The organism is Psychromonas arctica (genome assembly GCF_036697365.1).
GTDB lineage: Bacteria > Pseudomonadota > Gammaproteobacteria > Enterobacterales > Psychromonadaceae > Psychromonas > Psychromonas arctica_A.
The window spans coordinates 57,708-72,225 of record NZ_JBAHZA010000014.1 but is presented as its reverse complement, the minus strand read 5'-3'; the positions used below and the strand labels follow the sequence as shown (position 1 = coordinate 72,225).

Here is a 14,518-nt window from a genome sequence, read left to right as displayed (position 1 = left end):
AAAAAATACCCGCATGTAGCGGGTATTATTAATGAATGAGAGCATTCAATACGTGATTACAGGCAATCAAACTCTACTAATGTATCAACATCAGCTTCGTAATCAACACCGTCAACACCAAAACCAAACAGTTGTAAGAACTCATCTTTGTATTCTTGGTAATCAGTTAATTCAAACAGGTTTTCTGTTGTAATTTGTGGCCATAATTCTGCACAAGCTTGTTGTACTTCATCACGTAATTCCCAATCATCAAGACGAAGACGACGCGCTTCATCAGTCGTTGGTGCAGAACCATCGGCTTTAAATAGTTGTGTTGTGAATAGACGGTGAATCTGTTCCATACAACCTTCATGTAAACCTTTCTCTTTCATGATTCTAAAGACCATTGATAGGTATAAAGGCATTACAGGGATCGCAGCACTTGCTTGCGTAACAACACTCTTCTGTACTGATACGTAAGCTTCACCACCTAGAGGATCAAGTTGTGCTTGGATAGCTGTAGAAGCACGATCTAAATCGATTTTTGCTTTACCTAATGCGCCATCCCAGTAGATTGGCCAAGTAATTTCAGTACCAATGTAAGAGTAAGCAACGGTTTTAACACCTTCTGCTAACACACCAGCGTCTGCTAATGCATTCATCCAAAGTTCCCAATCTTGTCCACCCATTACAGTAACAGTATTAGCGATCTCTTCTTCAGTTGCAGGCTCTACAGATGCTTCAATGATCGTGTCTTTGTTAGTATCGATAGCCGTTGATGTGTAAGTTTCACCAATTGGTTTTAGGCTTGAACGTACTACTTCACCTGTATCAGGTAATTTACGAACAGGCGCAGCAACTGAGTAGATAACTGCATCAATCTGACCTAGATCAGCTTTAATTGTATCGATAACAAGTTGTTTAGTTTCGTTAGAGAATGCATCACCGTTAACGCTTTTAGCGTATAGGCCATCTGCCTTTGCTTGCTTATCAAAAGCAGCACTGTTGTACCAACCAGCAGAACCAGGTTTACGATCAGTAGCAGGTTTTTCAAAGAAAACACCAATCGTTGATGCGTCACTACCGTATGCAGCAGCAATACGTGATGACATGCCGTAACCAGCAGAAGAACCAATCACTAATACACGTTTAGGGCCTTTTTCAATTTTGCCTTGTTCTTTTGTGTATTCAATTTGTGCTTGAATGTTTTTTTCACAACCCGTTGGGTGTGTAGTCGTACAAATAAAGCCACGAATCTTTGGTTTAATGATCATATTATTTCGCTCTTATGGTATTAGAAACCTCCAATCATAGACTCGTTTTATCAATAAACGAGGTCTTTAATTAAAGGCGTAAGTAAAATTATCGCTAATATACCTGTTCTCTTAGCAAATGCCAAAAAACAAGAATATAAGTTAATGATTTAGTCTTTAAACAAGCGCTTTTGGTAAACAAATGGCAGGTTTATGACCATTAGCACCCATTGCTTGCTTAATAAATTGTTTCTTTAATGGCGAAATGGTATCAGCCATTAATAAGGCTGCATCTCTAAGTACTTTTTTAACGGGATTATCACCGTCGAATAATTGTTTTAATAACTCCATTGAAGCAATCATTTCAGTAGCTTCAGCCTTGCGCCAACGTTCAAAGTGACGCAAGTTTTGGTACAAACCAATATCATTGCCCTGTTCAAGCTGTTTGAGAATCTCTTCAGCTAAACAAGCTGCATCAAGTAAGCCAAGGTTAACGCCCTGCCCTGCTAAAGGGTGAATCGTATGAGCTGCATCTCCAATTAACGCCACGCGATGCTTAGCAAAATCACGAGCATAACGCATCGTTAAAGGGATACTATGACGCTTACCTTGCACTTCACACAGACCTAATCGATTATCAAAAGTACGCGCTAACACTTGATTGAAAGCTTGATCATCTAAGGCCATCAATAAACTGGCTTGATCTGGAGGTAATGACCACACTATTGAGTTTGTTTGTGACTCGTACAAAGGTAAAAAAGCTAATGGTCCTTGCGAAGTGAATATTTGTCGAGCGCAAGATTGATGAGATTCAGCTGTTTTTATAGTCGCAACAATCGCATTGTGTTGATAATCCCATTGAGTTAAAGGGATATTTAATTGCTGGCGAACCCATGAATTAGCACCATCAGCAGCGACGACTAATTTAGAGGTTAATTGTTTACCGCTTTCCAAAGTCAGCCAAGCTTCTCCATCACCGATCGCCATATTCAGTAAAGCATCAGGACAAAAGAAGCTAACATTTGCTTGTTTTTGAACGCTTGTTAGCAAGGCTTGTTGCAGATTGGCATTTTCAACAATGTACCCTAGGTCGGACTGGTTAACTTGTTTTGCATCAAAAGCTATTTTACCAAAGCTATCTTTTTCCCAGACCTGCATCTTATGGTAAGGCGTAACACGTTGCATATTTAATTGTGACCAGACATCTAAATTATCAAACAAGGTTTTACTCGCATAGCTTAGCGCACTGACGCGATTTTCTGGCTCTTCGCTCAATGCAGCTGGTTGTTTAGATTCAATGATCGCAACCGACAATCTGCTATTAGCTAAACAGCGCGCCAGCGTTAAACCCACCATACCGCCACCGACAATAGTGACATCATAGGACTGCATCATGATAATTTCTCTCTGTTAAACAAATCAAACTGCCCTTTAGACTGTTCAATAATAGGCGCGGATAAAAATGGAAAAAGATTCATTGCTTTTAAACCAATATTGCGAGGAATCGTTAATACAGGATAGTGGTTACTAAAAATACGCACTAAACTATCGGTCATCCAAATTGTGTTGTGATGATCTTTTTCACGACATTGCCAATAGTCATTGAGCATAGAGAACGAGCCGATATCATCAGACTCTGCAATAATGGTGGCCAGTACAAACAAATCCCTTAACCCCAAATTAAACCCTTGGCCTGCTACCGGGTGTAAACTATGCGCAGCGTTACCAATACATACCGTCCGGTGAGCAATAGGTTTAGTCGTTTTTAGTAGGTTTAGAGGGTAAATATCGCGTTTACCCGTTTGTTCAAATAAGCCCGCACGGTAACCAAACTTCTTCTGCAATTGTGCTAAGAATTCACTATCAGATAAATGAGCTATCTGTTCCGCTTGTTGCTTTTCAACACAATAAACTAATGAAAAACGCTTATTGCTGATAGGTAATAAAGCGATTGGCCCACTTTTTGTAAAGCGTTCGTAGGCAGTGTTTTGATGTGCTTTGTGGCAACTAATATTGCAGATAATAGCACTACGTTGATAATCAGAAAGGCTGCTACTGATCCCAGATAAAGTGCGGACTTGGCTGCGACTACCGTCAGCACCGACACACAATTTAGCTGTGACTGTTTCACCGTTATCCAATACACAATGAATGACATCTTGTTGTTGTGATAGGCTATCTAATTTAACTTTATAACGTGTACTTAATGAGGGGAATGTTCCTAACTCACGAGAAAGTACCCGACCCACATGTCGTAATTCAACCACGTAACCAAAAGCATCTCCATCTAACTCAGGAGATAACTCGGCACCGCCAAAATAACCTTTGTCAGAGACTTGAATACTCTCGATAGCTTGAGCATGAGCTTTGATATCTGTCCATAGCGACAAACTATCTAAAATATCTACAGAGCCAGCATTTAATGCAATACAACGCGCATCGAAGCTAGGGTTATGTTCAGCTTTAATTTCGGAGGATGATAAACGCTGAGCATTTTCATCCAGCAACAAAACTTTTAACGATGGCTTTTGCGTTAATAAAGTTAATGCGAGTAAAGCCCCCGACATACCAGCACCAACAATCACTACATCATAGATAATAGTTTCTTGTGAGTGCTCTGTTAAATCTTTGTATTGAGATAAATTAGCCATTCATTAACGCTTCAATTGCTTCAATTTCTTTAGGCACTGCCGCCGTTAAGATCTCGCATCCAGAGTCTGTGACAACCAGATCATCTTCGATACGAACGCCAATACCTTTCCAACGTTCTTCTACATCTGCATCTTGGCTAATATATAAACCTGGTTCGATAGTAATCGCCATCCCAGCTTGTAATGCACGTGGCGACTGAATCGTTCCGGTATTACCAACATCATGTACATCTAAACCAAGTGGATGCCCCAAGCCATGCATGTAAAAGGCTTTATAAGCTTGTTCTTCAATTAGGTTCGCTAATTCGCCTTTTAGTATGCCTAATGCTAATAACCCTTCAGTCATTTTAGTGACAACTTGTTGGTTAATCTCTAATACACTGATCCCAGGTTTCACTAGTTCTAAGGCCAATAACTGGCAGTCTAATACCAACTGGTAAATAATTGCTTGCTCTTCAGAGAAACGGCCATTCACAGGAAAAGTACGAGTGATATCACCTGCATAGCCCTGATATTCAGCACCGGCATCAATTAATACTAAATCGCCATCTTTTAATATTTGATCGTTTTCCGTGTAATGTAAGATACAAGCATTGTTACCTCCAGCAACAATGCTGTTATAAGCCACATCACGAGTGCCTTGACGTGCAAACTCATATTCCACTTCTAACTGTAACTGAAACTCAAACATCCCCGGTTTACATTGCTGCATTGCACGCACATGCCCCAACGCAGATATTTCACCCGCTTTACGCATGATGGCTTGCTCTGCTTCACTTTTAAATAAGCGCATTTCATGTAGCGCAGGTCGCCAATCTAAAAATTGATTAACGCTAATCAAACCACTACGTGAGCGACTGCGTAATCCATTAAGTACATTTTGTAATGACTGATCTAAGCTCATCCCACTTAAGATTGGATAATATAAAGTCTCAATACCCACCAACAATTCAGTTAATTTGCTTTCAAATTCGTCGATAACAAAAGCTTGATCGATTGCCAGTGAGTTAATCGCAGCTTCTTGCCCTAATCGATAACCGTGCCAGATTTCAGCTGTTTTATCTTTTTTACGATTAAATAAAACAGTGGTTAATTGGTCATTTTGCTTAATTAATAATAAACACGCATCAGGTTCATTAAATCCACATAAATAATAAAAATCACTGTTTTGGCGAAAACGAAACTCAGTATCATTACTGCGAGTTAATTCTTGATTAGCAGGAAAAATAGCCATGCTATTGTCTAGCATACTATTAGCAAATAGTTGGCGGCGCTTAGTAAATTCAGTCATAGGCTCTCTAATTAATGCAGTGTGTTAGAAACAGGTGATGATGTCTGACGAGAAAAAGTATTAAAACATAACATCGCACTCACTCGAAGGTACTCAACAATTTCAGTAAATGCAATTTCAGACTCTTCATCTTCTTGTTCAAAATCAAGAGATAGTTGAGAAATATCTCGAATATCACGAATCACTTCTTGTACATCTTCAGAGGCTTGGTTTAAAGATTGCTGGACCATACCAAATCCTACTAAAAAGCCTTGAGCCCATTGTGCCATCGCTTCAGCACGCTCATCTAAAGGCTTCTCATCTTTCGGTAAAAGCAGGTGAAAACCTAAACCATCGTCTGCACATTGTTTTACTACGTCCGCATATATTTCAGCGATCAGTTTTTTTAAAGAAGAAGATAACGCCATGCCTTCATTTACAACATCATTAAACAAAGGTTGCCAACTTTTATCATCTAATGCAATGCCTCCACAAACAAAGCCAGACAGTACCCCATGGGTCTCCGCGGCATTGGTGAATAGCTCAGCCTCTTCAAGGGCTTGCGAAATTTTATCAAAACTTGGTAACACAGCAGAATTCATAGCGACACTCATAATAAACGAAAGATAGTTAACTTATTCTATCATCCACGAGATCTCGTCGCCAGTAAGTACTTGAAACTTGATAGCTAGGTCGATATAGTTCGCGCACAATACAACATTTTTTTTAGGGAAACAGAATACTCCCTTATTTACTTAATCTAACGGGGGCATTATGGCACATCTTGATATTACTATTTTAGGCCAACAGTATAAAATTGGTTGCCCTGACGGTGAACAAGAAAACCTGTTAGGTACAGTTGCTCAAGTTGATGAGCATCTTAAAGAAATGAAAGGTAATACAAGACACCTTCGTAACGATCAATTAGTGGTGATGGCGGCCTTAAATTATCGCCATCAACTCAATACGATCAAAGCCGAAATGCAAGCCCAGACAGATCAGTTAAATAATCGTATTCAACAATTACAAGATGCGATCAATGGCGCACTAGATAAAACACCGCCAACAGAAGAATAAATCAAAACAAACATATTAAAACGACATCTGGCTTATCTTTTTACCCTTTCTGAAAACATACCGACACCACTTACATAAAAAATTAGCGGTTTCGGTATTTGTAACAATTTTTCTTTTAATTCCACTTAATCACTATCAATGCCTCTTAATCGCCCTTAAGTGAGCCAGCTAATGTTAATGAAAAATAGCAAATGAAAGACAAAGAGTTGAAACATAAAGTATTTTCCCAGCCTACTCCTTAAGTCTAGTTATCAAGCAAAGACCGTATACAAAATAACGCTGTTAATTAGCGTGGTAAATATTGTGTGTAAAAAAACATCAAGCAGTCACAAACTTCCCATTTTTTCTTAAAAACCCTTTAAAAAACGAATTAAAGTAGGTACAGTTTATTCAACCCTCGGGTACCCGTTAATCTTGACTAAGTCCCTGAGCCGATAAGTATTACCCTGGTGAATTAGGTTGATTACTATTGTGTAAACTCGACTAGTATCGAGAAACCTGCGGTAAGCACTAATACACCACCTTGACCTTCGGGTTCAAGGTCACAGTCAACAGCGGTATCCTTGGGTTAACTTCTTTTTAAGCTTGTTTTTATTATTTTTATGGCAACAAAATTATCAGTTAAAGCTGGTAAAAACACCTCTACATTTATTCCCTAACTCGTTAATATTAATCAATTCATTTTGTTGTATGCTTTACTATGTATTTGCTAAAATACTCGGTATCTAACACTCTCAACATCACAAATTATTGGTGGCGAATATTATTAATTCTCAACGAGACAACATTCGAAAAATAGTGCGTAAAGCACGAAAAGCATTGAGCGAAGGACAACAAAAGCTAGCGTCTAAAGACTTATTCTCTCGCTTGATTAATCACCCTCGTATTACACAAGCACAACACGTTTCTGTTACCTTAGCTTACGATGGCGAAATTGACTTAACTTTATTCATTGAATGGTGTTGGAGACAAGGTAAAAACGTTTATTTACCCATGGTGCACCCCACACTTAAAGGGCATTTATTCTTTTTAGCGTATCACCCAGAGACTGAAATGATAACTAATCGCTATGGCATCAAAGAGCCCAAATTAGCCAGTTTATTTAATCATTCCCCAGAACAATTATCTAATATTACTGAGCACCCTGAAATTTTCCCAGCTAACAAGTTAGATATCGTATTCACCCCCTTAGTGGCTTTTGACACGGAAGGAAACCGAATTGGTATGGGCGGCGGTTACTACGATCGCTTACTCGCACCATGGTTTGAAGATCGATCGGGACCATATCCAATAGGATTGGCACATGATTGTCAGTGTGTCGAATCATTACCAATTCAGGCTTGGGATGTGCCATTGCCAGAAATAATTACCCCACAGCAACATTTACATTTTTCAACGCAAAAATAATACCCACACTTATTTTAATATTTTTAGTAAATTTAGCTTAAATTCACAACGCAATTAGGGGTATAATCGCGCCACTTTCAAGACTCACTCTCACGGAACAGGATTAAAAGTCATGACGCAAGACGATAAGAAAAAAGCAGCAGCTTATGCAGCCCTAGAATATGTAGAAAAAGATACCATTGTTGGTGTTGGTACAGGTTCGACGGTAAATCATTTTATTGATGCATTAGCAACAATCAAAAATAACATTGTTGGTGCAGTATCCAGTTCAGAAGCGTCCACTGAAAAATTAAAAGGGTTTGGCATTGAAGTGTTTGACCTAAATGAAGTGTCAGAGTTGAGCATTTATGTAGATGGTGCAGATGAAATTAATCCATACAACCATATGATTAAAGGCGGTGGTGCAGCATTAACTCGTGAAAAAATTGTATCAGCTGTTGCCGATAAATTTATCTGTATTGTAGATGACACTAAAAACGTCGATATCCTTGGCGACTTCCCGTTACCAGTTGAAGTGATTCCAATGGCGCGTAGCTACGTTGCTCGTGAATTAGTTAAATTAGGCGGAGACCCAGTTTACCGTGAAGGTGTTGTGACAGATAACGGCAATGTTATTTTAGATGTATATAATCTTAAAATCGCAGAGCCATTAACCTTAGAGAACCAAATCAACTCAATCGTCGGTGTAGTTACTAATGGTTTATTCGCAAACCGCGCGGCTAACGTTGTACTTGTTGGTACAGATAGTGGTGTGAACACCTTAAAATAAATGCACGTTTGACTCTCAACTAAATTCAATATACTGAGAGTCAATTCAGCGTAATACAACAGCAGTAGTCAGTAGAAAGTGGTTTCATTTTATTATATAAGAAACAGCACTCTCAGATTCACAATGATGACTGTTTTTGCTATTTTACGAGCACTAAAATTATTCGCAAAATTGTCCATTCACCTTTAAATAAGGCTCAAGGAAATACAATGACTAAGTATTCACTCAATAAAGATAAAATTAAAGTTCTTCTACTAGAAGGTTTACATCCTAGTTCAGTATCAACATTCACTGATGCGGGTTACACCAACATTGAAAGTATTAAAACTTCATTAAGTGAAGAAGATTTAATTGAAAAGATTAAAGATGTGCATTTCATCGGTATTCGTTCGCGCTCTAACTTAAATGCAAAAGTATTAGCAGCTGCCGAAAAATTAGTGGCTATTGGTTGCTTCTGTATTGGTACGAACCAAGTAGACTTAGGCGCAGCACAAGCAAAAGGTGTTGCAGTATTTAACGCACCTTTCTCAAACACTCGTAGTGTTGCTGAATTAGTACTAGGTCAAGCATTGCTACTATTACGTGGTGTTCCTGAGCGTAATGCAAAAGCGCACCGTGGTGAGTGGGATAAATCTGCAACAGCATCATACGAAGCTCGCGGTAAAAACTTAGGTATTATCGGTTACGGTCATATCGGAACACAATTCGGTATTCTTGCTGAAGGTTTGGGGTTTAATGTTTCTTTTTATGATATTGAAAGTAAACTAACACTAGGTAATGCAACACAAATTGCTAGCCTACAAGAATTATTAGCTAAGTCAGATGTTGTTAGCTTACATGTACCAGAAGTTGATTCAACGAAAAATATGATGGGTGCAAAAGAATTTGCACAAATGAAAGATGGTGCCATTTTCATGAATGCAGCACGTGGAACCGTTGTTGATATTCCAGCGCTTTGTGATGCATTACGCAGCAAAAAATTATCGGGTGCAGCGGTAGACGTATTCCCAACAGAGCCAAAATCAAACACTGAAGAGTTTGAATCTCCATTACGTGAATTTGATAATGTGATCCTAACGCCACATGTAGGCGGTAGCACACAGGAAGCTCAAGAAAATATTGGTTATGAAGTAGCAGGAAAACTAGTTAAATACTCAGATAACGGATCTACTCTGTCTTCTAAAAACTTCCCAGAAGTATCTTTACCTGCACATAAAAACGCAAGCCGTCTGTTACACATTCACCGCAACCAACCAGGTATCTTAACTAAGATTAACTTGGCATTTGCTGATAACGATATCAACATTGCAGCTCAATATTTACAAACTAATGAAAACATTGGTTACGTAGTTATTGATGTAAACAGTGAAGATGCAGATACAGCATTAGAAAAGCTGAAACAAATTGAAGGTACAATCCGCGCACGTTTATTAAACTAATAAGCATGTACTAATCTATTAAAAGGGACTCATTGAGTCCCTTTTTTGTTTATTAGCATAATTTAGTTGCTACCCTTTACTCTAATCATTTACATCCAATACAGCATTTTCTCTTGCCTGAGAAGTCGACATTGAACTGTTTTATGAAGAATAATAGCCATAATTGATAAATATCACTAAAGTGGTAATTAGTAACAGTTTGAGGCCCTTTCTAGTCTATAATTCCTGTAGTTAAATTAAAATATCTACAATAGGGAATATACATGTCCATAAAGTTAACTATCAAAACAAAGCTCGTCATTACGCTGTGTGCTCCATTGTTAATAATGGCTGCATTTTTCATTTATTCTTCCATCGAGACAGAGCATTACGTACTTGATAAAGAAAAAGAAAATGTACAAGTCCAACTCGCAGAAGTACTCAACGATAACCTTCAAGGTCAAATAGATACAATTACTTATGCCATCACTGACTTTTATAACAACTCAAAAATTGACAATATAAAAAAAGGTTTAGCTAAGGAAATGTCAGAGTTTAGAGCGACTTTTGACAAGATTTATCAAAATAGCAGTTCTAAAGCAGAAGCAGAAACAAGTATTTATAATTTTATAAATCAATATAGATGGAATAATGGTCGTTATTTATTTGCTTATAATGCCTCTTCTTATATTGCAAAAGCCTATGGCAGCAATTTAAAAAACATAGGTAACAATGACTATAATAAAGTCAGTGGTGACGGAAAGTACTATGTCCAAGATATTGTCAAAGCTGCTAAAAGCAATGAGATAGGATTTAGTGAATATGCCTTCACTAATCCGACAACAAATATTCAAGAAGATAAAATAACCGCTTCTTTTTATTTCGAACCTTTAAATCTTGTTATTGCTAGCGGAGAGTATATCAGTACTTTACGAGCACATAATATTGAAGCTGCTTTACACGCAGTGATAGTTGCTAAATATGGAAAAAATGGATATTTTTGGATTCAAGATACAAATGGTAAAATCATTGCCCACCCTAAACAATCCATCATAAACACAACCACAGAAAGCACTAAATTAATTGCAGAGGCCATCAAAGGTAAAACAGAAGCATTGGTGAATGTTGTATATGAAAATCCAACAACAAAAGAACATGAGAATAAAATCACCTACTCTCGTAATATCTTCCCAGATTGGGGATGGACAATTGTTACTGGTGTATATGAAAACGACATAATTGAGGTTCAAAATAGCTTAACAGAAGTCACTGCAAATATATTCGATGAGCAAGTAACATCAATGATCACGACTGCGAGCGTGTTAATCCTTTTATCATTTGTGATCGTTATTTGGATTATCACAGCTATTATGAAAAACTTACGCATACTAAAAGATCGTATTGATACCTTATCCACTGGTGAAGCAGATTTAACGTCACGCATAGCGATTGTTAATAACGACGAACTAAGCGACATCAGCCAGTCTGTAAATAATTTTATTATTTACCTGCAGTCGATGATGCTTGATATATCCCAAGCATCGTTAAATATCACAGCCACAACTGAACAATTGAATGAACAATCAATAAAATCAAACAGCGCACTACTCACTCATGCCAGTGAAACTGATCAAGTAGTAAGTGCTATTACAGAAATGAGTAGTACGTCGGAAAGTGTTGCACAAAATGCAGCTGATACTTCAACCAATACGCAAAAAGCCAATGATGAAGCAATACTATCCAAACAAATTGTAACAGAGGCATCAAATAGTGTTATAGCTCTGGTAGATGAGGTAGATTCAGCATCAGCAAGTATTAATACCATGAGCAACAACACTCAAGAGATAATTAAAGCATTAAGTGTGATTGGTGAAATTGCAGATCAAACTAACCTATTAGCGTTAAATGCTGCAATAGAAGCAGCAAGAGCAGGTGAACAGGGGCGAGGCTTCGCAGTGGTAGCAGATGAAGTCCGCTCATTAGCAGCACGAACACAAACAAGTACTGGTGAAATAAACCAGATACTTTCCACTCTCAGTAACGATGCAGAAAATGCAGTAACTGCCATGGATGTCACTCGAAGTAGCTGCCAACGAACAGCAGAGAATACAGCACGTGTGACAGATAGCTTAGATAACATGACTAACTTTATTTTTCATATTAATGACTTGAGTACTCAAATAGCCACAGCTTCAGAACAACAAAGTGTCGTTACAGAAGAAGTAAGTTGTAACATGACAACCATTAATGAAATGGTGCAGCAACTAAAAATGAATGGAGAAGAAACGCTAGAGAGCACTGAAAAACTAACAGCAGCAAACAATCAGCTGGATTTATTAGTTAAGAAGTTTAAATTGCAATAAATAATACTCCTATAAACTCATGAGGTACCTTAATAATAGGCACCTCATTTTTACTACTTCTTGTTTTTAACCTCCTCCAAAATAAAGTCACGAAATACCTGGTTTGCGCGAGATAAATAACTATCTTTTCGCCATGCTAAGCTAAGGTCAATACAGAAAGGCTCAACAAAAGGACGAGTGATAATTTCGTCATCATCTTGAATCGCAACTTTCCACATCGGCGATATTGCATAACCCTTACGAATAATAGACTTAATTAAAGGCAGTAGATTACTGGTAAATGCAATCTGTGGACTGGCTTTCTCCTTTTGACTAATTCGTTCAATTAGTGAGTGATGATAATAGCCTTTACCAAACAAGATTAATTCATGCTTCAAAAAGTCAGCATATTCTATTTTATCGAACTCAGCTAAAGGATGATCAGCAGCCATACACACCACCATCTCTTCGCGCATCAATTTACCTGTTTCAAACTCAGGTGGTAAGTCATGGTCCGCAACCACACCTAACTCCAAATCCCCTTCTAATAAACGTTTGCGAATATTGCGAGTACCAGTATCTATAATATTTATACCTAACGCCGGATATTGATGTTTAAAGGCCATCAGTAAAGGCGGTAAGAAGTATGAGCCGAGCATAGGTGGTACACCAATATCGACTTCACCTTGGTCTAAACCTTCAATTGCTTGCATTGCTAGCTTTGCATCACTGGCCTGAAGCAAAATTTGTTTAGCATGCTGTAGAAATTTTGCACCAGCTTCAGTTAACGATACACCTCGTTCACGTCTATGTAATAAAGGCATATTTAATTCATTTTCGAGTTTTTTAATACTCGCACTAATCGCCGGTTGTGCTAAAAAAAGGTGACGAGCCGCTGCTGAAATACTACCTGTTTCGACGATAGCGACAAAATGTTGGAGTTGCCTAAATTCCACTTTTATATCCTCATAAATTGATCCAAAAACCCATAAATTATATCTATGGATAACATAAAAACAACAGAATTTATTTATTTATATTAGACAGTTATTATGCGCCTATTGAACAAGGGGCTCCTGTTAAAAATATGAAAAAATTCACACATTACAACCGTTTAGTTATTGCTGTCTGTCTATGCTCAATGGTTACATTTTCTAATATTTATTGGCTACAACCACTGCTTCCAACGTTACAGCATGAGTTTAATGTGAGTTTACTAGCAGCTAATTTAGCGATGTCAGCGCCTCTATTAGGAATGGGGTTAGGTTTATTAATCTTTGCCAGTATTTCAGACTCAATTGGTCGTGGTCCTATTCTATTAAAAGGTATGATTGCAGGCTTGTGTATTTCATTCATTCTTCCTATGGTAGAAAACTACACAGTATTCTTATCGCTGCGTTTTCTTCAAGGCGCTCTATTATCAGTATGCCCTGCTGTCGCCATCCCATTATTAGGCGATGAGTTGAGAAAGAGTTGGTTACCCTCTGCTGTAGGCTTTTACATCGCTTCTAATACCATTGGTGGAATCAGTAGTAGGTTAATTGGCGGTGCATCTGTTGACCTATTAGGTAGTTGGCAAGCAACTGGCTTTGGTATGGCGTTGGTCACTGCAATTTTATTCATTGGGGTATACTTAGCTTTACCAAAGCAACGCCACTTTACTAAACAAAAATTCCAATTGAAACCGAGCTTAAATATGTTTGCGAAACATATACAAACCCCACAATTATTAATTATCTATATTATTATTGGGCTAGGTTTTGGTTGTTTTGTTAACCTATTTAGTTACTTGATGAGTGTATTGGAAGCAGCGCCCTATGAATTGCCAGGCGCCTTGCGTAGTCTAATCTTTGTGACTTTTTTGGGTGGTACTATGAGCGCATCACTAGCAGGAAAATTTAGCAAACGTTATGGGCAACTCGCAGGTGTTGCTACTGGTATCTTTATCATGTTGGCCGCGAACTTATTGCTCAGCCATCAAAACCTATCTGTAATGACATTTGGCATGATCTTAATGGCATTCGGCTTTTTCTTCTGCCATGCACAAGCAAGTACATTGGTAGGACGCTCAGTGAAAAAAGGTAAAGGCAGCGCACAAGCTTTATACAGCTTATTTTATTACAGTGGAGCAAGTTTAGGGGTGTTTTTTATTGCACCATTTTATGACAAATGGGGATGGCAAGGTGTGCTAGGCAGTACCAGTATTGCATTAATTATCTGCTTATTATTATTAGTGGTATACCAAGTGAAATACAAAGCGCAACACAAGCAACTAATACATTCAGCTTAGTATAAAAAAGGCCGCTCATATGCACTATGAGCGGCCTTAATATCATCAATCAATATTAAATA

The 14,518-nt window shown here is 38.0% G+C and carries 12 protein-coding genes and 1 other RNA gene; 7 read left to right on the top strand and 6 right to left on the bottom strand.

Annotated elements, in window-relative coordinates; genetic code table 11:
- Positions 1–56: 56 nt before the first annotated feature.
- The 5 genes from fabV to V5290_RS14365 all read right to left on the bottom strand — a co-directional run bounded on the left by fabV (position 57) and on the right by V5290_RS14365 (position 5,755).
- The gene (fabV, locus tag V5290_RS14385; protein WP_333387191.1) at positions 57–1,253 is read right to left on the bottom strand and encodes an enoyl-ACP reductase FabV; all 1,197 of its coding nucleotides are present in this window, start codon (positions 1,251–1,253) and stop codon (positions 57–59) included.
- A gap of 156 nt (positions 1,254–1,409) precedes the next feature.
- Positions 1,410–2,627: an FAD-dependent monooxygenase gene (locus V5290_RS14380; RefSeq protein WP_333387189.1), complete on the bottom strand. Its 1,218-nt coding sequence runs from the start codon at positions 2,625–2,627 to the stop codon at positions 1,410–1,412.
- Complete coding sequence (gene ubiH, locus V5290_RS14375; protein ID WP_333387186.1) at positions 2,624–3,883, bottom strand: 2-octaprenyl-6-methoxyphenyl hydroxylase; 1,260 nt, start codon at positions 3,881–3,883, stop codon at positions 2,624–2,626. The genes V5290_RS14380 and ubiH overlap by 4 nt, the downstream gene beginning before the upstream one ends.
- Positions 3,876–5,174: a Xaa-Pro aminopeptidase gene (gene pepP, locus V5290_RS14370; RefSeq protein WP_333387183.1), complete on the bottom strand. Its 1,299-nt coding sequence runs from the start codon at positions 5,172–5,174 to the stop codon at positions 3,876–3,878. The genes ubiH and pepP overlap by 8 nt, the downstream gene beginning before the upstream one ends.
- Positions 5,175–5,185: 11 nt before the next feature.
- Positions 5,186–5,755: a UPF0149 family protein gene (locus V5290_RS14365; protein ID WP_333387180.1), complete on the bottom strand. Its 570-nt coding sequence runs from the start codon at positions 5,753–5,755 to the stop codon at positions 5,186–5,188.
- Between the two features lie 172 nt (positions 5,756–5,927).
- On the opposite strand from V5290_RS14365, the gene V5290_RS14360 reads away from it, so the two are divergent.
- The 6 genes from V5290_RS14360 (at position 5,928) to V5290_RS14335 (ending at position 12,187) form a co-directional block, all read left to right on the top strand.
- A complete protein-coding gene (locus tag V5290_RS14360) occupies positions 5,928–6,230 on the top strand; it encodes a cell division protein ZapA (protein ID WP_333387175.1) in 303 nt (100 codons plus the stop codon).
- Positions 6,231–6,620: 390 nt separating this feature from the next.
- Positions 6,621–6,804, top strand: a non-coding RNA gene (gene ssrS / locus V5290_RS14355) — 6S RNA.
- Positions 6,805–6,983: 179 nt separating this feature from the next.
- The gene (locus tag V5290_RS14350; protein WP_333387172.1) at positions 6,984–7,637 is read left to right on the top strand and encodes a 5-formyltetrahydrofolate cyclo-ligase; all 654 of its coding nucleotides are present in this window, start codon (positions 6,984–6,986) and stop codon (positions 7,635–7,637) included.
- A gap of 112 nt (positions 7,638–7,749) precedes the next feature.
- Positions 7,750–8,406, top strand: coding sequence for a ribose-5-phosphate isomerase RpiA (gene rpiA, locus V5290_RS14345; RefSeq protein WP_333387169.1), 657 nt, complete (start codon positions 7,750–7,752; stop codon positions 8,404–8,406).
- Positions 8,407–8,615: 209 nt separating this feature from the next.
- Positions 8,616–9,845, top strand: a complete 1,230-nt coding sequence (gene serA, locus V5290_RS14340) for a phosphoglycerate dehydrogenase (RefSeq protein ID WP_333387166.1) — start codon at positions 8,616–8,618, stop codon at positions 9,843–9,845.
- A 263-nt stretch (positions 9,846–10,108) separates the two neighbouring features.
- Positions 10,109–12,187 (top strand): methyl-accepting chemotaxis protein, encoded by a 2,079-nt coding sequence (locus tag V5290_RS14335; RefSeq protein ID WP_333387163.1) that lies wholly within the window; start codon positions 10,109–10,111, stop codon positions 12,185–12,187.
- Positions 12,188–12,240: 53 nt separating this feature from the next.
- On the opposite strand, the gene V5290_RS14330 is transcribed toward V5290_RS14335, so the two are convergent.
- Positions 12,241–13,122, bottom strand: a complete 882-nt coding sequence (locus tag V5290_RS14330; protein ID WP_333387160.1) for a LysR family transcriptional regulator — start codon at positions 13,120–13,122, stop codon at positions 12,241–12,243.
- Between the two features lie 131 nt (positions 13,123–13,253).
- On the opposite strand from V5290_RS14330, the gene V5290_RS14325 reads away from it, so the two are divergent.
- A complete protein-coding gene (locus tag V5290_RS14325) occupies positions 13,254–14,456 on the top strand; it encodes an MFS transporter (RefSeq protein WP_333387157.1) in 1,203 nt (400 codons plus the stop codon).
- Positions 14,457–14,518: the final 62 nt, after the last annotated feature.